General features: G+C 50.8%; 17 protein-coding genes and 1 pseudogene. 12 read left to right on the top strand and 6 right to left on the bottom strand.

What is annotated here, in order from left to right; translation table 11 throughout:
* Window positions 1-11: 11 nt before the first annotated feature.
* From OGX66_RS10430 to entH, 3 genes are read left to right on the top strand one after another with little or no spacing between them, the layout of a single operon-like run.
* Entirely contained in the window at window positions 12-869 is an 858-nt protein-coding gene (locus OGX66_RS10430; RefSeq protein WP_088902613.1) for an isochorismatase, read from the top strand.
* A complete protein-coding gene (gene entA / locus OGX66_RS10425) occupies window positions 869-1,624 on the top strand; it encodes a 2,3-dihydro-2,3-dihydroxybenzoate dehydrogenase EntA (protein WP_003022049.1) in 756 nt (251 codons plus the stop codon). Before OGX66_RS10430 ends, entA begins: the two co-directional genes overlap by 1 nt.
* 2 nt (window positions 1,625-1,626) lie before the next feature.
* Complete coding sequence (entH, locus tag OGX66_RS10420; protein ID WP_003022055.1) at window positions 1,627-2,040, top strand: proofreading thioesterase EntH; 414 nt, start codon at window positions 1,627-1,629, stop codon at window positions 2,038-2,040.
* A 44-nt stretch (window positions 2,041-2,084) separates the two neighbouring features.
* Here entH and OGX66_RS10415 read toward each other — a convergent pair whose 3' ends face one another.
* Window positions 2,085-6,548, bottom strand: coding sequence for an autotransporter outer membrane beta-barrel domain-containing protein (locus OGX66_RS10415; RefSeq protein WP_286511484.1), 4,464 nt, complete (start codon window positions 6,546-6,548; stop codon window positions 2,085-2,087).
* Between the two features lie 594 nt (window positions 6,549-7,142).
* Here OGX66_RS10415 and cstA point away from each other — a divergent pair.
* Window positions 7,143-9,248: a pyruvate/proton symporter CstA gene (gene cstA, locus OGX66_RS10410; RefSeq protein WP_003022061.1), complete on the top strand. Its 2,106-nt coding sequence runs from the start codon at window positions 7,143-7,145 to the stop codon at window positions 9,246-9,248.
* Window positions 9,249-9,311: 63 nt separating this feature from the next.
* Window positions 9,312-9,509 (top strand): YbdD/YjiX family protein, encoded by a 198-nt coding sequence (locus tag OGX66_RS10405; RefSeq protein ID WP_006685574.1) that lies wholly within the window; start codon window positions 9,312-9,314, stop codon window positions 9,507-9,509.
* A 114-nt stretch (window positions 9,510-9,623) separates the two neighbouring features.
* On the opposite strand, the gene OGX66_RS10400 is transcribed toward OGX66_RS10405, so the two are convergent.
* Window positions 9,624-10,712: an oxidoreductase gene (locus tag OGX66_RS10400; RefSeq protein WP_088902611.1), complete on the bottom strand. Its 1,089-nt coding sequence runs from the start codon at window positions 10,710-10,712 to the stop codon at window positions 9,624-9,626.
* Window positions 10,713-10,843: 131 nt separating this feature from the next.
* Between OGX66_RS10400 and OGX66_RS10395 the strand changes: the two genes are divergently transcribed.
* A complete protein-coding gene (locus tag OGX66_RS10395; protein ID WP_103798323.1) occupies window positions 10,844-12,004 on the top strand; it encodes a pyridoxal phosphate-dependent aminotransferase in 1,161 nt (386 codons plus the stop codon).
* Here the strand turns inward: OGX66_RS10395 and OGX66_RS10390 are convergent, their stop codons facing one another.
* The 4 genes from OGX66_RS10390 to dsbG all read right to left on the bottom strand — a co-directional run bounded on the left by OGX66_RS10390 (window position 12,005) and on the right by dsbG (window position 15,858).
* Window positions 12,005-12,622: an IbrB-like domain-containing protein gene (locus OGX66_RS10390; RefSeq protein WP_088902609.1), complete on the bottom strand. Its 618-nt coding sequence runs from the start codon at window positions 12,620-12,622 to the stop codon at window positions 12,005-12,007.
* Window positions 12,607-13,830, bottom strand: coding sequence for a phosphoadenosine phosphosulfate reductase (locus OGX66_RS10385; RefSeq protein WP_003835626.1), 1,224 nt, complete (start codon window positions 13,828-13,830; stop codon window positions 12,607-12,609). The genes OGX66_RS10390 and OGX66_RS10385 overlap by 16 nt, the downstream gene beginning before the upstream one ends.
* 171 nt (window positions 13,831-14,001) lie before the next feature.
* Window positions 14,002-14,907, bottom strand: a complete 906-nt coding sequence (citR, locus tag OGX66_RS10380; RefSeq protein WP_032936897.1) for a DNA-binding transcriptional repressor CitR — start codon at window positions 14,905-14,907, stop codon at window positions 14,002-14,004.
* 204 nt (window positions 14,908-15,111) lie between these two features.
* The gene (gene dsbG / locus OGX66_RS10375) at window positions 15,112-15,858 is read right to left on the bottom strand and encodes a thiol:disulfide interchange protein DsbG (protein ID WP_016149767.1); all 747 of its coding nucleotides are present in this window, start codon (window positions 15,856-15,858) and stop codon (window positions 15,112-15,114) included.
* A 366-nt stretch (window positions 15,859-16,224) separates the two neighbouring features.
* Between dsbG and ahpC the strand changes: the two genes are divergently transcribed.
* The 6 genes and pseudogenes from ahpC (at window position 16,225) to OGX66_RS10345 (ending at window position 22,873) form a co-directional block, all read left to right on the top strand.
* Window positions 16,225-16,788 (top strand): alkyl hydroperoxide reductase subunit C, encoded by a 564-nt coding sequence (gene ahpC / locus OGX66_RS10370; protein ID WP_002894394.1) that lies wholly within the window; start codon window positions 16,225-16,227, stop codon window positions 16,786-16,788.
* A 154-nt stretch (window positions 16,789-16,942) separates the two neighbouring features.
* Window positions 16,943-18,508, top strand: coding sequence for an alkyl hydroperoxide reductase subunit F (gene ahpF, locus OGX66_RS10365; protein WP_003835619.1), 1,566 nt, complete (start codon window positions 16,943-16,945; stop codon window positions 18,506-18,508).
* Window positions 18,509-18,730: 222 nt separating this feature from the next.
* The gene (locus OGX66_RS10360; protein ID WP_057101280.1) at window positions 18,731-19,285 is read left to right on the top strand and encodes a TorD/DmsD family molecular chaperone; all 555 of its coding nucleotides are present in this window, start codon (window positions 18,731-18,733) and stop codon (window positions 19,283-19,285) included.
* Window positions 19,282-21,552, top strand: a pseudogene (locus OGX66_RS10355) (molybdopterin-dependent oxidoreductase). The gene OGX66_RS10360 and the pseudogene OGX66_RS10355 overlap by 4 nt, the downstream one beginning before the upstream one ends.
* Window positions 21,549-22,106, top strand: a complete 558-nt coding sequence (locus OGX66_RS10350) for a 4Fe-4S dicluster domain-containing protein (protein ID WP_003022094.1) — start codon at window positions 21,549-21,551, stop codon at window positions 22,104-22,106. Before OGX66_RS10355 ends, OGX66_RS10350 begins: the two are co-directional and overlap by 4 nt.
* A complete protein-coding gene (locus OGX66_RS10345) occupies window positions 22,106-22,873 on the top strand; it encodes a dimethyl sulfoxide reductase anchor subunit family protein (protein ID WP_270921605.1) in 768 nt (255 codons plus the stop codon). Before OGX66_RS10350 ends, OGX66_RS10345 begins: the two co-directional genes overlap by 1 nt.
* The last annotated feature ends 51 nt before the right edge of the window (window positions 22,874-22,924 follow it).

The following is a 22,924-nucleotide window of genomic DNA, read 5'->3' as shown; positions in this document are numbered from 1 at the left end:
GAGAAATAGAAATGGCAATTCCTAAACTGCAGGCTTATGCGCTACCAACGGCGCTCGATATTCCGGTGAACAAAGTCGACTGGGCATTTGACCCTGAACGCGCCGCGCTGCTGATCCACGACATGCAGGATTATTTTATCGGCTTTTGGGGCGATAACTGTCCGATGATGGAGCAGGTCGTCGCGAACATCGCCGCGCTGCGCCAGTACTGCAAAGAGCATAATATTCCGGTGTATTACACCGCTCAACCGAAAGAGCAGAGTGATGAAGACCGCGCTCTGCTCAATGATATGTGGGGACCGGGCCTGACGCGTTCGCCGGAACAACAAAAGATCGTTGAGGCGCTGGCGCCGGATGAAGCGGATACCATTCTGGTGAAATGGCGTTATAGCGCATTTCATCGCTCCCCGCTTGAACAGATGCTCAAGGAAACCGGGCGTAATCAACTGATCATCACCGGGGTGTATGCGCATATTGGCTGTATGACCACCGCAACGGACGCTTTCATGCGTGACATCAAGCCGTTTATGGTTGCCGATGCGCTGGCGGATTTTAGCCGTGACGAACACTTGATGTCGCTGAAATACGTGGCGGGACGTTCCGGGCGTGTGGTTATGACCCAGGAATTATTACCGACGCCGGTTCCGGTCAGTAAAGATGCGTTGCGCAGCATTATTCTACCGCTGCTGGATGAGTCCGAAGAGCCGATGGATGACGAAAACCTGATCGACTATGGGCTGGATTCCGTGCGCATGATGGCGCTGGCGGCGCGCTGGCGTAAGGTTCATGGTGATATTGATTTCGTGATGCTGGCGAAAAAACCGACCATTGACGCATGGTGGGCTCTGCTCTCCCGCGAGGTGAAGTAATGGCCGGATTTGATTTTGCCGGGAAAACCGTCTGGGTAACCGGGGCGGGAAAAGGGATTGGCTACACCACGGCGCTGGCGTTTGCGAATGCAGGTGCTGAGGTGACTGGATTCGATCGCGAATTTCCTCAGGATAACTACCCGTTTACGACCGAAGTGCTGGATGTGGCGAATGCCGGACAGGTAGCTGAGGTGTGCCAGCGCGTCCTCAAAGCGCGCGAGCGTTTGGATGTGTTGGTCAATGCCGCAGGTATTTTGCGTATGGGTGCCACCGATGCGCTAAGCGCTGAGGAGTGGCAGCAGACGTTTGCGGTTAACGTTGGCGGAGCGTTCAATCTGTTTCAGCAGACGATGGCGCAGTTTCGTCGCCAGCAGGGCGGGGCGATCGTGACCGTCGCGTCGGATGCGGCGCACACGCCGCGTATCGGCATGAGTGCTTACGGTGCGTCAAAGGCCGCGTTGAAAAGCCTGGCGCTGACCGTCGGACTTGAACTGGCAGGCAGCGGTGTGCGTTGTAACGTGGTTTCTCCGGGGTCGACCGATACCGACATGCAGCGTACGCTGTGGGTCAGCGATGACGCGGAGCAACAGCGCATTCGTGGATTTGGCGAGCAGTTTAAGCTTGGGATTCCGCTGGGGAAAATCGCCCGGCCGCAAGAGATCACCAACACTATTTTATTCCTCGCTTCCGATCTGGCCAGCCACATTACATTACAGGATATCGTGGTGGACGGCGGTTCCACGCTGGGGGCATGACGATGATCTGGAAACGTCATTTGACGCTGGATGAACTCAATGCCACCAGTCAGAACACGATGGTGGCGCATCTGGGAATGGTCTATACACGACTGGGTGATGATGTGCTGGAAGCCGAAATGCCGGTGGATAGCCGAACGCATCAGCCGTTTGGCCTGCTGCATGGCGGCGCGTCGGCGGCCCTGGCGGAAACGTTGGGTTCGATGGCGGGTTATCTGATGACGCGCGACGGGCAGTGTGTGGTGGGGACGGAACTAAACGCCACGCATCATCGGGCGGTATCGCAGGGGAAAGTACGCGGCGTTTGTCAGCCGTTGCATCTTGGGCGTCAAAATCAAAGCTGGGAAATCGTCATCTTTGATGAGCAGGGACGACGCTGCTGCACCTGCCGTTTAGGCACGGCGGTTATGGGGTGAAAGATAAAACGCGTCTGAGCATACCAGACGCGTTTTTGTGTAGATTACCAGCTATAGTGCAGGTTAACGCTGCCACTGAGATCGCTGAAATCGTTGTTTCCTTTCTGCCCTGTTGCCTGCGCGCTAATGTTCCATTGATTGTTGATAGCGGCCTGGATCCCGAGTTTTATTTCAGCGCGATCGGCGGGAAGATCCAGGTTTACCGCTGAGTTATCAAAGGATACCGCCATATCATCGGTCATATGTAGCCAGTTGACTTCGGCGAATGGCTGAAGAATCGCATTGGTTGTCGGTGACGAACCCTCGACGCGAAGACCGAGGCGAGTGGTCCAGTTTTCGCTATTTTGACCGTCAATACGCGTATTGTGTGCTTGCACGCTGTCCGCTTTGTAGCTCTGCCAGACAACTTGTAATTGCGGTATCAGACTTAACGATTGGTTACTGGCGAAGTCCATCGTATATCGATAGCCGCTTTCCAGAGAGAGCGCGTTGGCGGTTGAGTCGTAATGTGTTGTTCCTGCATCACCGTTTTCAACGCTATTATCGTAGAAACCATATTGATACCAACTGTCGACATACCAGCCACGATGACGCATAGCATCAGCATACCAGGTTGCGTAAACGCCCAAATTGTAGCCGTCGATATCTCCGGTGGCTGAAAACTGACTGCCATCTGCGCCGCGGTTTCCTGTGCTATCTGTACTGCCATTGATATAGCTTCCCATGAGTCCCAGCGTCAGACTTTGCTGACCGTTGTTCCAGGTGGCGATATCCCCGCCAAGTTGGAACCGGACGTAATCGCTGTCCATGTCGACATTTCCATCCGCAGCAGTAGAGTCCGTGTTTCCGCCTTTTACACGTAGCCATAAGTCACCTTCATGTGAACGATACTGGCTATCCTCACGGTCGAAAAGCGTTTGCATTTGTAGCTCGCGAGCCAGCCACTGATTCCCCAGATAAGCGCCGATATCGGCACGGTATTGTGGATTTGATGGTTTACCGTCGCTGCCGCCGTCGTCGGGGTCGACAGGGGTTACGTCGCTGCCGCCATCGTCGGGGTCGACAGGGGTTACGTCGCTGCCGCCGTCATCGGGGTCGACAGGGGTTACGTCGCTGCCGCCGTCATCTGGGTCGACAGGGGTTACGTCGCTGCCGCCGTCGTCGGGATCGACGGGGGTTACGTCGCCGCCGCTGTCGTCGGGATCGACGGGGGTTACGTCGCTGCCGCCGTCATCGGGGTCGACGGGGGTTACGTCACTGCCATCGTCGTCAGGATCGACAGGAGTAATATCTCCCCCGTCATCGGGTGCCTCCGCCTGTGAGCGCAAATACCAATTTTCATTATCTTCGTATAAGCGATATTCGTACGGCCCAATCAGGACCCGATTGCCCAGCGAGAAAGCATCATCTGTTGATGTACCGCCAACATTCACAATTTCAATACCCTGGTCGGTGAATGCGCCTTCTCCTCCAGCCTGGTTGATGTACAGCGTGGTTTTACCGTCCACGTCACCCGCTACAATCAGTTCATCGGTCGGCGAGCTATCGTCGCCTAAATAAGTATTGAGTGTCAGGTTACCGCCATTGCCGGTGTAGTTGCCGTTAATAGTCAATGTATTGCCCGGCGTCGTCCCGGAGCTTGCGATACTGCCCTTGTTAGTGACATTACCGTTTATGATAAAACTGCTTTGGGCGGCAGTATTATCGCCAAAGCGTAATGTTCCAGCGTTGTCCACGTTGCTGTTAACGGTGCCATTGCCACCTAAGGTTGAACCCTTCCCGATAGTGACATACTGCTGACTGCCTGCGGCGCCAATAACGCCTGTCTCTGTTAGCCATAACGTCCCCTCCTGCACGGCGGTGGTACCGCTATAGGTGTTATTCGACGTCAGAGTGAGTGTGCCTTCTCCTTTTTTGGTAAGGCTCTTACCGTCCCAACCGCTGCGCGTGTCTGATGCGACGTCTTCCAGTTGGCTATTGACAGTAAACTGCTTGCCGCCATCGAGGGTGAATGTGCCGTGAGCAGGGGTGGCGACGGAGCCAGACTGTCCGGCATACCAGTTCAGGCCAACACCCAATTGGTATTGGGTGTTATCTGTGGCGCTGATTTGCCCGAATACTGACAGGTAATCCGGCATTGAGTCAGTATCCGTTGATAAGCTGGCAAAATCTCCGGTGATTGAAGAGTCTGTATCAATCAACGTAATGGCTTCAATGTCTTGTAATTGAGCGTCAGAGGTGAGTGTGCCGATATCCAGCGCGTTGCCGCTATTACTGATATGTAAATCACCGTCTAACGCAATCTCACCCCCGGTAATCAATGGTGCGCTATTGGTGCTGGCCAGGGCTGCTGCGCTAAGATCAACATTCAGGATGCTACTTTCCTGCAACGTCAGGCTATTAGCATGTAATGTGCTGTCGGCTGCCAGTTCTACGGTACCCGCATTGTCCAGCGATGTCAGGGTTGAACTGTCAGTAACGAGCCATTTTCCTTGATCGGCGAGCGTAAGGTTAAGCTCAGAGTCCAGGCCCCGGGTGTTAAAGTCGTGATTGATGGATGTTGCGCCCTCAAAATAAGATCCCGCATCCATTGTCAGATTGATATATCCCCAGCCGCTGTTAACGATGTCGCCGATAATCGTCATTTTTCCCGTACCGTTGATGGTGCCACCGGGCAATATATTGCTGCCGGACGACACTTTAGGTACCCAGATAGCGATTCCATCGTCGTTGGTTTTAATCGTTGTGTCACCACTCAGATTGACGATGCCGCCCTGTTGAACCATAACGCCAGAAGCGTTGCTGGCTCCTGTCATGTCGATGTTCATGTTGCTGGCATTAATAATGCCTGCGCGGGTAAAACTGTTATCGCCTATAGCCGAAAGCCCGTAGGAATTGGCTCCGTTCATAATGATGTCGGTATTGGAGATATTAATAGTTGAGCCACTAAATTGTGCTGATGCGCCATAGCCTCCCGAGGCATAAATTGTGTTTCGATTATCCTGAGAACCGTTGAAATTGATCGTTGATGGGTCAGAAAAAGATGTGTTGGCTACCAGCCCGTACGTTTTGGCGGTGTCGCTTCGTCCGTCGATCGTACTGCCTTCACCAATATTAACGACGGTGGCATACATGCTACTTTGGGCTGTTATCGCTGTTCCTTGCGCGGTTTTTACCGTCAGGTTATCCGCGTCAAGTTCCCCGTATCCTCGGCCAGTGAGGTAAATAGTTGATGCCGTTCCGGTGGCGCTGATGGAACTGCCGGAACCGAGATCTACCAGACCTCCCTCTATACGGATACCTTCGGTTTTGCCGCCGGTCACTTCAATTGTCAGGTTTTCGGCATGTGCTGCGGCAGTGACGTCTTCTTTTTTTGTCGCCGAATAATCTCCGACAAACAGACCATATCCTTCGGAAAAGCCTGCCACTGTTATGGTCGAATCGTGGCCAAAGTCGATGTTGCCTGAGATGTCTGCGCCGCGGCCACTTGTGTGTCCTGTAGAGGTAGTGGATACATCGATCGTCAGGTTATTAGCAGCGATCTGACTTCCCCTTCCTGACGTCAATCCATAGGCCGTTCCACCTGGGGTGGAGAGCGTTATCTTACTGCCTTCACCCAGATTAATATGGTTGTTTGACCCTGTCTGGATTCCATAAATCATCACAGTATTTGCTGAGTCTAACGTTGTGACATCAATAACCAGGCCGTTCGCGTTGAGCGTTGTATCTTTGCCGAAATAGAGACCACTGCCTCTCTCGGTACCACTGTTGATTTCTATGTGGGTGTTGTCTCCCAGATTGAGCGTGGTTTTCTCTGCCCTGGAGGTATCGATACCCGTCGCTTTACCGGCGGAGTTGGAGGTTACATGAATGGAACCGCCATCCATGGTGAATGTATTACCGCCATCATAGAAAAAGACACCGGTGCTATTTCCGCTCAGGGATTCAACGTTGATTTTGCTTCCTTGCCCGAAGTCGAGAGATGAATCCATACCGTGAATATAAACACCATAGGCGGTGTTGTTACTGGCAACGTTAATTAATAGATTGTTGGCATCGATGCGAGTACCCGGATTTACTTTACTAATGTAAACACCATTTGTTGAGCTTGTGGTGGTTGAACCGGTATCGGTTACGTTAATCTGTGTATCGTTTCCTAAATCATTTATCACACCATTATCGAGTTTAACGCCGATTGAACCGCTATCCCCCGTAACGTTAATTGATGCCTTACCCTCAATTTGCACTCCTTGACCACCAGTCACGGTGCTATCGATACCCGTCTCTCCTGATAATGACGTTATAGTGTCACCATTGTTCAGGATGATGGTTTCTCCGCTCTGTGGCCCTTTATCTGCGGCAAGGGCGGCGCTGGTCATGATGCCGACGGTTGATAAAAGCACCCCGGCAACGGTGGTTCGTACCCGGTTATCACCACGAGAGCGTTCTGACACGACGATGAACATGTTTCGCGCGATATTCCAGACAATGCGATAGCATTTATTCATTATTTATATCCTTATAAAATTATGCCGCCATTAATGAACAACATTCTGCGTAAAATGATTTTGGATGTTTCTATGTATGCTTTTGAAATATATGTCAGAAGGCGGTGGTGATGATTTTATGTGATTTCACTTAATCAATGTTGCTTTGGATTATAGGTAGGGGGCATCGCTAAAGGTAGCTTTTGATGTCTGATTTTTTTATCAGGATTAATAAAAGCACTCCATGTATAAAAAATGAGAATATCCTAAGATTATTAATGGTTTTATAATTAAGGATGTTGCTACTTATGGTTTTAAAATAAGGGCACATCGCCAGAGTGATGAAATGCTAAATAATTATAATTTACTGTAAATGTATCTATGTTGATGATGAATTCTGTAATTGGCCTCCTGGGCAAGCAAAACGCTGGCCCAGCCGCATAAGTAACGTAATTGTTTCAGCTATAGTTGTAGCAAAGGTGATCCAGTTAACAATGCAATGTAAATAGTCAGTGATGTCTCAGGTTTATGTGGTTGTCAGGTTGTTAAAATCAGGAAAGATGTTATAGAAACAAAATGTAACATCTTTCTGGATCACGCAAACGGACAACAACTATGAATAAATCAGGGAAATACCTCCTCTGGACATTGCTCTCCGTTATCGGAGCATTTGCCCTGGGATATATTGCGTTAAATCGTGGTGAACAGATCAACGCGTTGTGGATAGTCGTGGCGTCAGTCTGTGTCTACCTTATCGCTTACCGTTTCTACGGCCTGTACATCGCGAAAAATGTACTGGCGCTGGACCCGACGCGTATGACGCCAGCCGTGCGTCATAACGATGGTCTGGATTATGTACCCACCGATAAAAAAGTACTGTTTGGTCACCATTTTGCGGCGATTGCCGGAGCGGGTCCGTTAGTTGGACCGGTGCTGGCGGCGCAAATGGGCTATCTGCCGGGTATGATCTGGCTGCTCGCCGGGGTGGTACTGGCAGGGGCGGTGCAGGACTTCATGGTGCTGTTTGTTTCTACCCGTCGCGATGGTCGTTCCCTTGGCGAACTGGTGAAAGAAGAGATGGGCCCTACGGCGGGTGTTATTGCGCTGGTAGCCTGTTTTATGATCATGGTGATTATCCTCGCGGTACTGGCGATGATTGTCGTGAAAGCGCTGACCCACAGCCCGTGGGGAACTTACACCGTAGCGTTCACTATCCCGCTGGCGATTTTTATGGGGATTTACCTGCGCTATCTGCGCCCGGGCCGCATTGGTGAAGTGTCGGTCATCGGTCTGGTATTCCTGGTGTTTGCCATTATTTCCGGCGGCTGGGTAGCGGAAAGCCCAACCTGGGCACCGTACTTTGACTTTACCGGCGTACAGCTGACCTGGATGCTGGTGGGCTACGGTTTTGTCGCCGCCGTGCTGCCGGTGTGGCTGTTGCTGGCCCCGCGTGATTACCTCTCTACCTTCCTGAAAATCGGCACCATTGTTGGTCTGGCGGTAGGGATTCTGATCATGCGTCCGACGCTGACCATGCCAGCTCTGACCAAGTTTGTTGACGGTACTGGCCCGGTCTGGACCGGTAACCTGTTCCCGTTCCTGTTTATCACCATTGCATGCGGTGCGGTATCTGGCTTCCATGCGCTGATCTCCTCCGGAACCACGCCGAAGATGCTGGCGAATGAAGGGCAGGCTTGCTTTATCGGCTACGGCGGAATGCTGATGGAATCCTTTGTCGCCATTATGGCGCTGGTTTCCGCGTGCATCATCGATCCGGGCGTGTACTTTGCGATGAACAGCCCGATGGCGGTGCTGGCTCCTGCGGGCACGGTTGATGTAGTGGCTTCTGCAGCACAGGTAGTCAGTAGTTGGGGCTTTGCTATTACGCCAGATACTCTGCACCAAATCGCCAATGAAGTGGGTGAGCAATCCATTATCTCCCGCGCAGGTGGTGCGCCGACGCTGGCCGTCGGGATGGCGTACATTCTGCATGGCGCACTGGGTGGCATGATGGATGTGGCGTTCTGGTATCACTTCGCCATTCTGTTTGAAGCTTTGTTTATTTTGACGGCGGTTGATGCCGGTACACGCGCTGCGCGCTTTATGCTGCAGGACTTGCTGGGCGTGGTGTCACCGGGCCTGAAACGTACCGATTCGTTGCCTGCGAACCTGCTGGCGACGGCGCTGTGCGTACTGGCCTGGGGTTACTTTTTACACCAGGGCGTGGTGGATCCTCTGGGTGGTATTAATACCCTGTGGCCGCTGTTTGGTATCGCCAACCAGATGCTGGCAGGTATGGCGTTGATGCTCTGTGCTGTGGTGCTGTTCAAGATGAAACGCCAGCGCTACGCGTGGGTGGCACTGGTCCCAACCGCCTGGCTGCTGATTTGTACCCTGACCGCTGGCTGGCAGAAAGCGTTTAGCCCGGATGCAAAAATCGGCTTCCTCGCTATCGCCAACAAATTCCAGGCGATGATCGACAGCGGTAACATTCCGGCGCAGTACACCCAGTCGCAGCTGACGCAGCTGGTGTTTAACAACCGCCTGGATGCGGGTCTCACCATCTTCTTCATGGTAGTCGTTGTGGTGCTGGGTCTGTTCTCCATCAAAACTGCGCTGGCAGCATTGAAAGAGGACAAACCAACTTCGAAAGAGACGCCGTACGAGCCGATGCCTGAGAATGTCGAAGAGATCGTGGCGCAGGCGAAAGGCGCGCACTAATATTCTCTTAACCAATGAGCCCTCTCCTGAATGGGGAGGGCGTTTGTACGACAGGGAATCACTATGTTTGAAACACTCTCCAAAGCCGGGAAGTATTTAGGTCAAACCGCCCGATTAATGATAGGTGTGCCGGATTACGACAACTATGTTGAACATATGCGCGTCACGCATCCGGACCAAACGCCAATGACCTACGAAGAATTTTTCCGCGAGCGCCAGGATGCGCGATATGGGGGGAAAGGCGGCGCGAAGTGCTGTTGATTTTTTGCCGGATGGCACTGACGCTTATCCGGCCTACAACATCGCATTTGCCGTTATAATTAGTCGTCGTAGGCCTGATAAGGCGAAGCCGCTATCAGGCATCCCATACCCTAATCATACCGTAAACGATTCTACCTTTTCGAATGCTGCGCGCAGTGTCTCCGGCGTTAACGTTACCGGCAGGGCGTGAATGGACTCCACCGGGCGCAGGGTGTGCGTAATCACTTTGTCGATTTCTGCGCGATTATTGATGTCCACGTCCAGTTGAGCTAATCGGGTGGGCAGGTTGAAGCGCTGATAGGCGGTAATTAACTGCGCCAGCACGGCATCTTGACCCAACAACGCACTCTGCACCAGGATGCCGTACGCCACTTTAGTGCCATGTAAAAACTTCTCTGTTTGTGGGAGGACGGTCAGGCCATTGTGAACAGAATGCGCCGCCGCCACGCGGGTGTAGCGCTCGCCCAGACCACCAACCATGCCGCCTCCGGCAATAATCGCATCCACTACATTGCAAAACGTGCGGCTTAACGAGCCTTGTTGTTTATCTGTCAGCGCCTGCTCGCTGCTTTCCAGCAGGACGTCGCGGATCGTCTGCGCGGCATCGATACCCAGACGAACAGTTAATGGCAGGTTTTCTGGCTGAGGCGCAAGCACGACGGCCTCGTACCACTTCGCCAGCGTGTCGCCGATCCCCGCCAGTAGATATTCCTCTGGCGCATTGAGAACGATCTCGGGTTCGACCAGAACGAGGAAATTGGCATCAGGGAAAATTTCAAAATGCAGCGCCTGGCCTGCATCGTTATACCAGACGGAGAGCGGCGTCCAGGCGGCGCAGGTCGCCGCAATCGTAGGAATACCGACAAACGGCAGATCCAGACGACGGGCCAACGCTTTAGCGGTGTCGAGCAATGTTCCTCCGCCCACGCCAATCACCACGCTGCGATTATCTCCCGACTCTTTTGCCAGTTGAGCAACATCGGTTTCGCTGCAATGTCCCGTAAACAGCAGGCGCTTAGCCTCGGCGAGATGAAATGTCTCTGGCAGATAAGGGCGGGCCGCATCGATAGCGCGCTCACCATAAACCCACACGGCGCGTGAAAGTTGGTCGGTAGTGAAAAAATCGTTGAGTCTCGACAGGCTGCCGGGATGGGAAAAATAGTTGGCCGGGCCGGTGACGACGCGAATCTCTGTATTACTCATGTTGTGTTGTCCTTTGGCTGTCCTGTCCAGGCAGGTTATTTTTATATAGACGTCTGAACGTCTTGATTGCCAAATACTAGCATCGTGTTATAGTGGCTTCAACCACAACATCACACGCTGGGATAACAATAATGAGTAATAACCCGCTGATTCCGCAAAGCAAACTGCCTAACCTGGGCACTACTATCTTCACGCAAATGAGTGCGCTGGCGCAGCAGCATCAGGCCATTAATCTCTCGCAGGGATTTCCTGATTTTGACGGTCCGCTCTTTTTGCAGGAGCGTTTGGCGTATCACGTCGCGCACGGTGCAAACCAGTATGCACCGATGACGGGCGTGCAGCCGCTGCGCGAAGCCATCGCGGATAAAACGGCAGACCTGTACGGCTACAAACCCGACGCGAATAGTGAAGTGACCATCACGGCGGGGGCCACAGAAGCGCTGTATGCCGCGATCACTGCGCTGGTGCGCCCAGGTGATGAGGTGATTTGTTTTGACCCGAGCTACGACAGCTATGCGCCTGCGGTTGAATTATCCGGCGGGGTGGTTAAACGTATCGCGCTGCAACCACCGTCTTTTCGCGTCGACTGGCAGGCTTTTAGTGCCTTACTCAGCGACCGTACCCGATTGGTTATCCTGAACACGCCACATAATCCTTCTGCCACCGTGTGGCATCAGGCCGATTTTGACGCGCTGTGGCAAGCAATTAAAGAACGCGAGATCTTTGTCATCAGCGACGAAGTTTATGAGCATATCTGTTTCGCCAGGCAAGGGCATGCCAGTGTGCTGGCACATTCAGAGCTGCGGGAACGCGCTGTTGCTGTTTCATCGTTTGGTAAGACCTACCATATGACCGGCTGGAAGATTGGCTACTGCGTTGCGCCAGCAGCCATTAGCGCTGAGTTACGCAAGGTACACCAGTATCTGACGTTTTCCGTCAACACGCCGGCTCAGTTGGCCCTGGCGGATATGCTACGAGAAGATCCTGCACACTATCGCGAGCTGCCTGCGTTTTATCTGAAAAAACGCGACGTGTTGGTGAACGCGCTGCGTGACAGCCGACTGGAAATTCTGCCGTGTGAAGGCACGTACTTTCTGCTGGTCGATTACAGCGCCGTTTCCACGCTTAACGACGTGGAATTTTGCCAGTGGCTGACCACTGAAGTGGGCGTTGCGGCGATACCGCTGTCTGTGTTCTGCGCCGATCCTTTCCCGCATAAACTGATTCGTCTCTGTTTTGCCAAGCAAGAATCGACGCTGTTAACAGCAGCTGAACGTCTGGTGTCGCTGTAGCTATTTCACCGTCCAGGCTTTGGAGAATCGACGGTCGGCGAACAACTCTTGCAGACCGTTGATTTGCTTCAGGCGTAACACCTCGTCGTTGTCCATGCCGAGATCCTTGCTAATTCTTTCTTCACTCCATCCCAGTTGCGATAGCTCGCGGACAATCTCTGACATGGCGTGGATTTGATGACGCCCACGGGCGCGGTTGTGGCGAATGGTCGCCGCCATACGCTCATGGCGTTCTCGTTCTAAACAGGCAACCGGCAGGTATCCTTTAAGCCTGGGCCTCAGTGAGGCTTTGGCTTTACCTAACTCGTGGCGGTGGAAACCGTCGACAATTTCGTATTCCTCTGCCGTTGAGTGAACCACCACAATGGGCTGTGTAAACCCGTCTGCTTCAAGGGACTTCAGCAGCAGCTTTTTCTCCGGTGGCGCAACGTTATTGGGGTTGTAGTCATTGGGTGAAATGTGATCATTTTTAACCCAAAGTACGCAATCTACGGGTTCCTCGCGAAAGGGACTGACGCTGTGTATCGCCCGCCTGAATTCATTGATGGCTTCAATTCGTTCTTCTTCTGACAGGCCAGAAAGAAAGCCGAGGAGTTCGTGAGTTAGTCGGTGTTGCATAAGATTCCCCATTCCTGGCGTTTTGTTTTCATACGTTCGTTATAGCGTTGGTAGTTTTTGGGTTTCGTTGGACTGAATGAAAGTGCCCGACACCAGTAATCATTATTCAACAGGACTTTGCAGATACGTCGCCATGAAGGAATATCTTTCGAACCAATATCGCCTTCCTGAGTTTGCGGGATATTATCCATGCCTTTTTTCTTATACCACTGCAAATAGACGGCGATTTTGTTGCGGTAATGCTCTGCAGTAGTCTCCGGCATGCTGTTCAATAGCAGCATGGCATATTCCTGCCAGCTTAAATGCTCTGGTTTAAGTATTTTCCGATGACCGTAAAAATGGTTGTCATGACCGGCATAAATACCCCCGCTTTTAACACCGCTGACACGGGCGCACATAGCCGCCCAGCGCTCGGGTTCAATGACATGATATAGCCATAATCCCTGACGCTGTTCCGGGCCAAAGGGTTCGCAAATGCGCATATATCGTGTCGGGACCCCGGCCTGGTACATCAGATTATACAGGGGGTTACACGGCAATTTTGACTTCGCAAACCACGTCCAGATGTCGGCTGTTTTCCAGTCATACAGCGGGTAAATATACCAGGTGTGTCCACCAGGTGCAGCAGTCGTCCACGGCTTGTCATCGGCAAAACGCTGCTTTTGCGAGTTGGCAATGGCAACAAAGCGGTTATATGACTCATCGGCGCGGATGCCCACCATCATGGCAGCCGGTCGTTTCTGCGAAAACCAGTCAGCGAACTCACGAACAAATTGTTCAAAGGTCATGCCGGGTTGATAGAAGGAGAAATATTCAGGATCGGTTATGGCATCTGCGGGCGGCTGGCGAACCCATTGCGTACCCGGCTCCCAACACTGCCATTCGGGTTGAAATTGTGACAGTGAATTCTGCGTCGTCAGCGGTAATGCCACCCAATAGAAATTTTCGATGACATCGGAATAACTCTCGCGCAGCGCCTGGATATAATCGATAGTGCAGGAAAACTGCGCCTCCCAGTCGATAAACAAGACGTTTATTTTTTTCTGTAACTGGCGGGCAATGGCGGCGGTTAGATGTAACATCAGCCCCGAATCTTTACCTCCAGAGAAAGAAACGCAAATGCGTGGCAGAGCCTCAAGCGTCCAGGCGATACGATCCTGTGCGGCTTCGAGAACGTTTTGATTCAATGGTATTTTATAAACAGACATATCAAGACCATATCAGAGATTTTTATTGTTTGTATTAATAAGAGATGCACATTATTACGATATGCCAATTTATATAGTATGCAATATTTAAATATATATTTAATTTGTATGTGTTGCCTTGTTACATTCTGAAAATGAATTAAATGTACTGATGAGAAATTGCAATACGATTTACAGACCTTCTGAGGAGATTTGATTTATATATGCAGCGAATGCTTTGTTGTTAAGCGACGCCCTGTTATACATTAAAAATAGCTGGACGCTGGGTAGATTAAAGTCAACACTAATCTCTTTGAGATTAAGTGCAGTCGCATAGTGATCGTACATTAATTTAGGAATCAGGCCAATAATATCCGTGCTGGAAATAATATTAACGATTGATGTCAGAGAATCGCTACTAAATCCAATCTTACGATTAACAAAAAAAGTATTGGCTTGTGATTGACATTCTTTAATACCTTTCTCTTCGGTGAGTAAGAAGGTGAATTGCTCTTGCATAATTTGTTGCAGGGTGCTTGAGTCATTCATTCTGGGATGGTCTTTTCTGCAAATCAAAACACTCTCGATAGTCTTAAAAGGGATGCAAACGACGGAACGGTTATGGACCGGCATCATCGTAACCACCATGTCGGCCTTGCGGTAAGCCAGTATGTTTTCAGCAGTTTCTGCCGACATTAAGATATCGTGATGTTCGACTTCAATATCTGAATCTTGTACCAGAGCATGAATTAATGTCGTCACATTTACGGTGGTTGTAAGTTGTGGGCTGTAAATAATGAATTTATTTTTCAGCTGGGCACCATGCATGATGCTTATTGTTTGCTCCAGTTGATTAAGGTTTTGCTCAAGATGATGATGAAGATTAATACCCGTCACCGTGGGCGTAATACCTTTGCCGGAGCGAATAAATAAAGGGTCGTTAAACTGCGTACGCAGTCGTTGCAATGACTGACTTACAGCTGATGGCGTGATGTACAGCGTTTCTGCAGCCTTGCTGATGCTCAAATGTTGATATATGCATTCAAATATAATCAACAGGTTGAGATCGAACTTTTTGAGGTCATAGAGGTTAGCCATGCGTACTTTCCTGTGATGGTAATGTAGTGAGAAATTCAATTGTGGAATAGTTTAAATGGTAATTATTCTTGAAATTTATGTTTGTGTGCTTAATGAATAATTAACTTTAGCTAAAATAGCACAAGTTGCGTAATTTTCAGCAGGAAAGTTAATTTAAATGAGTGATTGATATGAGAACGATAACAATCACTCATCTTGTTACTTTTATTTATTTCCCATGATAATGTTTAATTTTTCTTTATCCGGTAAGCCTACTTCCTGTTGTAACGTATCGTCTTTACTCATGTAATAGATAGCCGGCGTTACGTTGGCCCCCAAATCATCCATCAACTTTTGGTTGATATTCAGTAACTTCATTTGCTCCGCAGGGACCGAAGCCGGGATTTCCAGCTTCATTTTCCCACCGGATGCCTCATAGTCATGCCAGGTTTTGGCCGGATCTTTGGTTGCCAGAATTGCAGCGGCGGTGGCCGGACTTTCAGGTTTAATTACGCCAACCAATAATGTACGCAACTGAACTTTACCGGATTCTACCCACGGACGCGCCTGCTGCCAGAACTGTTTACAATAGGGACAGAAGGGATCGGCAAACACGTACACAATAACCGGTGCTTCTTTTTTCCCGTCCAGAATCCACGATGCTTTTTCCATTCGCTGCCACATTTCACGTCCGGCAGGGGCATAGATCTCTTTTTCTATGAGCGAATTACTGAGGTTTTCGCCTTTTTCATTATACATGTAGCCGGAGATGGCATGTTTACCGTCAGGCGTGACATAGATAGTGACCCCCATGTCCTGGTATTTTCCCAGATAGCCTTTCATTCCACCCGGTGCATCGAAAGGCTTCAGGATGGTAATGCCCTGTTTCTCAATAGCTTTAACGGGAGCAGGCAGTTCTTCGGCATGCACCACGGCAGGGAGCAGGGTTAAAAGTAAGGTACGTTTAAACATTGATTTTCCTTATAAAATCAGCAGGAAAGGGGGCTTAATTGCAAAACCTATCGCAGCCATAGGTAAGATCGACGGTCCGTCGATTGCCCTTTCTTGAGTTGGGTGATGTAATCCCAATCGCTGTTACGACCTTTGTTAAGGTAATGTAGAGCGCAACACATAGCCAGCCCTGCTGGCACTGACGTTACCTGCGGGTAGCTCGGGTAATGAGGCTCCCTGCATAGGGGGCCTTTTTTACTTTTGTCTTTTAGGTTCGATTGAGTAAGTTGTTAGTTAACGCTTATTGATTTGATAAAGGAAACGCATTAGCCCTGCTAAGAGATTTTCGTTAACTTATCTCTCAACGAAAACACGGAGGAAGTACAGATGTCTTTGATTAATACCAAAATTAAACCTTTCAAAAACCAGGCGTTCAAAAACGGTGAGTTCATCGAAGTAACCGAGAAAGATACCGAAGGTCGCTGGAGCGTCTTCTTCTTCTACCCGGCTGACTTTACTTTCGTATGCCCGACCGAACTGGGTGACGTTGCAGACCATTACGAAGAACTGCAGAAACTGGGCGTAGATGTGTATTCCGTATCTACTGATACCCACTTCACCCACAAAGCATGGCACAGCAGCTCTGAGACCATCGCGAAAATCAAATACGCGATGATCGGCGACCCGACTGGCGCCCTGACCCGTAACTTCGACAACATGCGTGAAGATGAAGGTCTGGCTGACCGCGCAACCTTCGTTGTTGACCCGCAGGGTATCATCCAGGCAATCGAAGTTACTGCTGAAGGTATCGGCCGTGATGCATCTGACCTGCTGCGTAAAATTAAAGCTGCACAGTATGTCGCTTCTCACCCAGGTGAAGTTTGCCCGGCGAAATGGAAAGAAGGTGAAGCAACCTTAGCTCCATCTCTGGACCTGGTTGGTAAGATTTAAGTCGCATAATTTGTAGGCCGGATAAACGTAGTGCATCCGGCATTCCACAGGCGCAAATCTGCGCCTGTTTTATTCCAGCACCATGACGCAAGTTGCATTAATGCAGTCCCGCAAAATCGGCTTGCATGATGATGTTTTCAGAGAGGGAAGAATAATGCTCGACACAAATATGAAAACCCAGCTCAGGGCTTATCTTGAGAAACTGACCAAACCTGTTGAGCTGATTGCTACGCTGGATGACAGCGCTAAATCGGCAGAAATCAAGGAACTGCTGACTGAAATTGCTGAACTGTCAGAAAAAGTCACCTTTAAAGAAGACAATACTCTGGCGGTGCGTAAGCCATCGTTCCTGATTACCAATCCCGGTTCTCACCAGGGACCGCGTTTTGCCGGTTCTCCGCTGGGTCATGAGTTTACCTCTCTGGTGCTGGCTCTGCTGTGGACCGGCGGTCACCCGTCAAAAGAGGCACAGGCGTTGCTGGAGCAGATCCGCGATCTCGACGGTGATTTTGAATTTGAAACCTATTATTCGCTCTCCTGCCACAACTGCCCGGACGTAGTGCAGGCGTTGAACCTGATGTCGGTACTGAACCCACGTATCAAACATACGGCGATTGACGGCGGTACATTCCAGAACGAAATCACCGATCGTAACGTGATGGGCGTTCCGGCGGTATTTATGAACGGCAAAGAGTTCGGCCAGGGTCGTATGACGCTGACTGAGATCGTGGCGAAAGTGGATACCGGCGCAGAAAAACGTGCGGCTGAAGAACTGAATAAGCGCGATGCTTATGACGTGTTGATTGTCGGTTCTGGTCCTGCGGGGGCGGCGGCAGCGGTGTACTCTGCACGTAAAGGCATTCGCACCGGTCTGATGGGCGAACGTTTTGGCGGTCAGGTTCTTGATACCGTTGATATTGAAAACTACATCTCAGTACCGAAAACTGAAGGTCAGAAACTGGCAGGTGCGCTGAAAGCACACGTTGATGATTATGATGTCGATGTGATCGACAGCCAGAGCGCAAGCAAACTGATCCCGGCAGCGCAGGAAGGCGGTTTGCATCAGATTGAAACAGCCTCCGGCGCGGTGCTGAAAGCACGTAGCATTATCATCGCCACCGGCGCGAAATGGCGCAACATGAACGTTCCGGGTGAAGATCAGTATCGCACCAAAGGTGTAACCTATTGCCCGCACTGTGATGGTCCGCTGTTTAAAGGTAAGCGTGTCGCGGTAATTGGCGGCGGTAACTCTGGCGTTGAAGCGGCTATCGACCTGGCAGGTATTGTTGAACATGTGACGCTGCTGGAGTTTGCTCCTGAAATGAAGGCAGACCAGGTGCTGCAGAATAAGCTTCGCAGCCTGAAAAATGTCGACATCATTCTGAACGCGCAAACGACAGAAGTGAAAGGCGATGGCAGCAAGGTCACTGGCCTGGAGTATCGTGACCGCGTGAGCGGGGATGTTCACAATGTGGAACTGGCCGGTATCTTTGTACAGATTGGTCTGCTGCCGAACACCAACTGGCTGGAAGGCGCCGTTGAACGTAATCGCATGGGTGAAATCATCATCGATGCCAAGTGCGAAACCAGCGTGAAAGGTGTTTTCGCTGCCGGTGACTGCACCACCGTACCGTATAAGCAGATTATCATCGCGACCGGTGAAGGCGCGAAGGCCTCGTTGAGTTCGTTTGATTATCTGATTCGCACGACAGTAGCATAAAAAGAGTAAGACTCACCTGCAATGCCAAAACCGCCAGTCATCCGCTGGCGGTTTTTTATTTCCATATACTCACATTGTCAATTCTTGAAACAATAAACCGTATAAAACATTCACTTAATTAGCCTGATCATTATTTTCATCAAAGAAAGAGAGGGCGTTATCTTTATTATATTAACCTGCATTATTTTTCATTTGTTGTGTGAATAAATGGTTGGTTAATTCATGGGTGAAATATATGAAACCCTGACGATCTTTGAATCGACAGGGTTATTGTTACGTGATTTTTTTATCTCTCACGATAGTTGCACGCTGAAAGCGGCTTATTCAGCTTTAGATATAAATGCCTCGGCGCTAACAGAGCAGGAGTGGCTGGAAGCGGAGTACGACTTCAATGCGCTGTTTGTCGGACCGCAGAAGCTAAAGGCCGCGCCGTTTGCCTCGGTTTATCTTGAAGAAGATGCCCTTGTAATGGGTAAATCAACCCTTAGCATTCGGGAATTCATGGCAAATATAGGGTTATCTATAAGTGTCGTGAATAATATTCCGGATGATCATATTTCCTGTGTATTGGAATTGGCGGTTTTATTATCAGCTAATGCCAGAGCATCGTCAGAATACCAGGTGACCCTTACTCGATATGCCTCTGAGTATGTCGCGGTGTGGGTGCCCGAGTATATAGAAAAAATAAATATAAATGCACAAACCGCCACGTTGAAAAACGTTGCTGGAAGATTGTCTTCTTGGCTTGATGAATTAAAAACGAGAGTATCAATATGAGTAATGAACCGGGAGTTCTGAACAGACGTTCATTTTTGAAAGGGTTGATTGCCCTTGGCACGGTCGCAGCCCTGCCAGGGGGATTGCTGACTTCACGTTGTGCATTGGCGCAACCGCCCATTCCATTTAACCCCAAAACCTACAAAATCTATCGTAACGCCTGTCCGCGTAACTGCTATGACACTTGTAGCCTGAAAACCTGGGTGAAGGATGACGTCATCACCTTTGTGGAGGGTGCGCCTGAGTCAACGTTTACGCATGGAACTCCGTGTGTGAAGGGACTGAGCTATCCACGCAGGGTATACAGCCCGGACCGCATTAAATATCCGATGGTTCAGGATGTTCGCGGTAGCGGGAACTGGCGTCGTATTTCCTAGGACGAAGCAATGCAGCGCATTGCGACCAAGATGCTGGAGATTAAAAAGAAAGACGGTTCAATGCTGGGTCTGGCGATGACCAAATATTCCGGCAAATTTGGGGTATTGAACTATGCGGTTGAAGGGATGATGTCTTCGCTGGGTTACACCACGCGTTTTGCCGGAACACCTTGCTGGCCAGCCGGTATCGATGCCCAGAACTACGATATGGGTGATATGTGGTGTAACGACCCGGAAGATTTTGTGAAAGCAAAATACATCATTATCTGGGGCGCTAACCCGGCCTGGTGCTCTATGCACACCATGAAGTATATCTACCAGGCGCGGGAGAAAGGGGCGAAAGTGGTCGTTATCGATCCGCTGTTAACCCAGACCGCTGCGAAAGCCGATCTCTATTTACGCGTTCGTCCTGGTTCTGATGGTGCGCTGGCGCTGGGTATGGCACGTCATTTGGTGGATAAAGGTCTGGTGGACCAGGATTTCGTCAACAACTATTCCCACGGTTACCCGGAATTCGAAGCCTATCTGCGCAACAGCGTTACCGTAGAGTGGGCGTCTGAGATTTGCGGGCTGTCGGCGGATGTTATTCGCCAGTTGGCGGAAGAATTTACCGCGGTTAACCCTGCTACCGTGTGGATTGGCTACGGCATGCAGCGTCATGTTAACGGCGGCGCTAACGTACGGGCGATCGATGCCTTTGTGGCAATGACCGGCAATATTGGCATTGAAGGCGGTGGCGCTCGCTACGGCCACCTGCATACCTGGGGCTTTAACTACAATGCCATGCTGCAGAAGCCACCGGTAGGCTCCATCGGTATGCCAGGTGCAGCGGGAACTACCAGCGAGTTTGGTTCTGCGGGGGAAGTCGCACAGTATTCCGATCGCTCATTGAATATCAACCAGACCGCCAAGGGAATTCTGGAAGCCAACGAGCCGCCTGTCCGAATGCTTTGGGTTGCCTGTAAGAACCCGTTTGCTCAGGATTTTGATCGCAGCAAGATGGAAAAAGCATTCGAAAAACTGGAAATGGTGGTCTGTGCCGATCAGTTCTTTAACGAGACCGTCCAGCATGCCGATATCGTTTTGCCTGTCACCACGGCCTTTGAAGAGTGGAACGTAGACGCCTCATATTGGCACTACTGGCTCTCAATCAACCAGCCTGCAATTAAGCCAATGTACGAGGCAAAATGCGATCTGGAAATCGCCGTTTTACTTTCCCGCACAATCAACAAGCTGGAGCCGGGTTCTTGCACATTCCCGCAGGAGTTCAATCATAAGCGTTGGCTGGACCAGGAATTCAATGACGGAATGGCCAAAATGTTTGGCATCTCCTCCTGGGATGACTTACTGGATGGCCCGAAAAAAGCCATTTTGCCGAGTTCTGCGGCCTGGTATGACCGCAAATTTAAAACCCCCTCAGGAAAGTTTGAGTTCAGATCTGAGCTGTGTGAGAAAAATGGCCATACGGCGCTGCCGGAATACAAACCGGAGGCGAAAAGCACGCTGCCATTCCACTTGTTTACACCGCATGTGCAGTTCGGTATCCATTCCCAATTTATCAACCTTGACTGGATGCAGGTCTTCTATCCGGAGCCGTTTGTCTATATGCATCCGATTTCCGCAGAAAAAAGAGGCATTGCCGAAAACGACCTGGTGAAAGTGTTTAACACCGTAGGTGAAGTAGAACTGCGTGCGAAGGTGACCGCTAACGTTCCGGAAGATTTCCTGGTGATGTACGAGGCGTGGTTCCCGAAACGGAAATACAACGTTCAAAACGTGGTGGCAGATACCCCAGCCGATATGGGGTTGATGAAAACCGGTGCGCCAGGTGCGGCTATCCACAGTCAGTTTGCGGACATCATTTTGATCAGTAAAGGAGCAGCGGCATGAGACGCGCGTTTTTAGTTAATAGCGATAAATGCATCGGCTGCCGTGGCTGTGCAATGGCGTGTAAGAGTTTTAACCAGTTGGAACCTGAACGTTTCTGGCGCTATGTCTACCCGCTGGATAAAGAAATTTATCCGCATGAAGAGCGGGCGTTCTATTCGCTGGCCTGTAACCACTGCGAAAACCCGGCCTGTCTGGCGGCGTGTCCGGTAGAGGCGTACACCAAGCGTGAAGATGGCGTCGTGGTGCATAACCCGGAGCGCTGTATTGGATGCAAAAACTGTATCCGCAACTGCCCATACGGTGCGCCGCGTTTTAATGAGGAGACGAAGAAAGCGGAAAAATGCAGCATGTGCTACGAGCGCCTTGATGTTGGTATGCAACCGGCTTGCGTGAATGCCTGTCCGGTAGGTGCGCTGACACTTATCGATCTGGATGCCGATCCTATACCTGACAATGCCGTACAGTATCCGCCGGGATTCCCGCGTATGCCGCAGCTTAATCCTGGCACGCGTTTTATCCTTGCGCGTCAGCCGAAGCAGCCGGAGGGCAAGTAATGGAAAAGTATGAACTTCCGCTGGTTATTTTTACCGTATTGAGCCAGATGTCGGTTGGGATCACGCTCATTCTGACGCTACACACGCTGCAAGGAAAACTGGAAAGCAAACGCCTGTACTGGCTGGTAAGTGGGCTGGTTCTGGCGGTGGCGTCCGTTGCAGCGATCCTGCACCTTGCGCATCCGGATCGCGCCTACGATGCCCTGATTAACCTGCAGCACGCCTGGCTGAGCCGTGAAATTCTTGGCGCAACCTTATACGGTGCGGCGGTCGGGGTGACGTTTTTGGCAAAAGGGCACAAAGCGCCAGCTGTTCTGGCCTCTGTTCTCGGTATCGCGCTGGTGGCGGTGCAGGGGATGACCTATGCTGCCCCGGCAATGGTGGCGATAGCCAACGGTCTGACAATGCTGTTGTTCTTTATCACGGTGTGGGTGATGGGGTGTGCGGCGATTCCACTGCTTAACCTTGCACCTGCCGTTGCCGCATTGCGCCAGGGGATTGTTGTGTGTATGGCGGTCATGATCGCCGCGCCCATTATCTGGCTAAGCGGCGGCACTATCATGCAGATGACGGCGCATGCCTGGCTGACGTCGCCGCTTTATCTGGCGAGTCTGCTGTGTCTGGCGGTGGCCTTTGTGCTAAGCCGTCAGGGAGAGCGTCGCGCAAAAGCGATTTTTGTCCTGCTGTTTGTTGGCATATTCCTGAGTCGTCTGACGTTCTTTGGCGATACGATCAGCACCATCGTGAATATCGGTCATTTGTATTGATCGTGAGGTAATAAAAACCCCTGTCAGGCGTTAACCTGGCAGGGGTTTTCT

It is taken from the genome of Citrobacter sp. Cf072 (assembly GCF_030334485.1).
Classification (GTDB): Bacteria; Pseudomonadota; Gammaproteobacteria; order Enterobacterales; family Enterobacteriaceae; genus Citrobacter; species Citrobacter freundii.
This window is presented reverse-complemented; position numbering and strand designations above follow the sequence as displayed.

Excerpts from the sequence above, each read along its gene's own strand:
- OGX66_RS10430 (WP_088902613.1), top strand. The coding sequence starts at position 12 with ATGGCAATTCCTAAACTGCAGGCTTATGCGCTACCAACGGCGCTCGAT.
- entA (WP_003022049.1), top strand. The coding sequence starts at position 869 with ATGGCCGGATTTGATTTTGCCGGGAAAACCGTCTGGGTAACCGGGGCG.
- entH (WP_003022055.1), top strand. The coding sequence starts at position 1,627 with ATGATCTGGAAACGTCATTTGACGCTGGATGAACTCAATGCCACCAGT.
- OGX66_RS10415 (WP_286511484.1), bottom strand. The coding sequence starts at position 6,548 with ATGAATAAATGCTATCGCATTGTCTGGAATATCGCGCGAAACATGTTC.
- cstA (WP_003022061.1), top strand. The coding sequence starts at position 7,143 with ATGAATAAATCAGGGAAATACCTCCTCTGGACATTGCTCTCCGTTATC.
- OGX66_RS10405 (WP_006685574.1), top strand. The coding sequence starts at position 9,312 with ATGTTTGAAACACTCTCCAAAGCCGGGAAGTATTTAGGTCAAACCGCC.
- OGX66_RS10400 (WP_088902611.1), bottom strand. The coding sequence starts at position 10,712 with ATGAGTAATACAGAGATTCGCGTCGTCACCGGCCCGGCCAACTATTTT.
- OGX66_RS10395 (WP_103798323.1), top strand. The coding sequence starts at position 10,844 with ATGAGTAATAACCCGCTGATTCCGCAAAGCAAACTGCCTAACCTGGGC.
- OGX66_RS10390 (WP_088902609.1), bottom strand. The coding sequence starts at position 12,622 with ATGCAACACCGACTAACTCACGAACTCCTCGGCTTTCTTTCTGGCCTG.
- OGX66_RS10385 (WP_003835626.1), bottom strand. The coding sequence starts at position 13,830 with ATGTCTGTTTATAAAATACCATTGAATCAAAACGTTCTCGAAGCCGCA.
- citR (WP_032936897.1), bottom strand. The coding sequence starts at position 14,907 with ATGGCTAACCTCTATGACCTCAAAAAGTTCGATCTCAACCTGTTGATT.
- dsbG (WP_016149767.1), bottom strand. The coding sequence starts at position 15,858 with ATGTTTAAACGTACCTTACTTTTAACCCTGCTCCCTGCCGTGGTGCAT.
- ahpC (WP_002894394.1), top strand. The coding sequence starts at position 16,225 with ATGTCTTTGATTAATACCAAAATTAAACCTTTCAAAAACCAGGCGTTC.
- ahpF (WP_003835619.1), top strand. The coding sequence starts at position 16,943 with ATGCTCGACACAAATATGAAAACCCAGCTCAGGGCTTATCTTGAGAAA.
- OGX66_RS10360 (WP_057101280.1), top strand. The coding sequence starts at position 18,731 with ATGGGTGAAATATATGAAACCCTGACGATCTTTGAATCGACAGGGTTA.
- OGX66_RS10350 (WP_003022094.1), top strand. The coding sequence starts at position 21,549 with ATGAGACGCGCGTTTTTAGTTAATAGCGATAAATGCATCGGCTGCCGT.
- OGX66_RS10345 (WP_270921605.1), top strand. The coding sequence starts at position 22,106 with ATGGAAAAGTATGAACTTCCGCTGGTTATTTTTACCGTATTGAGCCAG.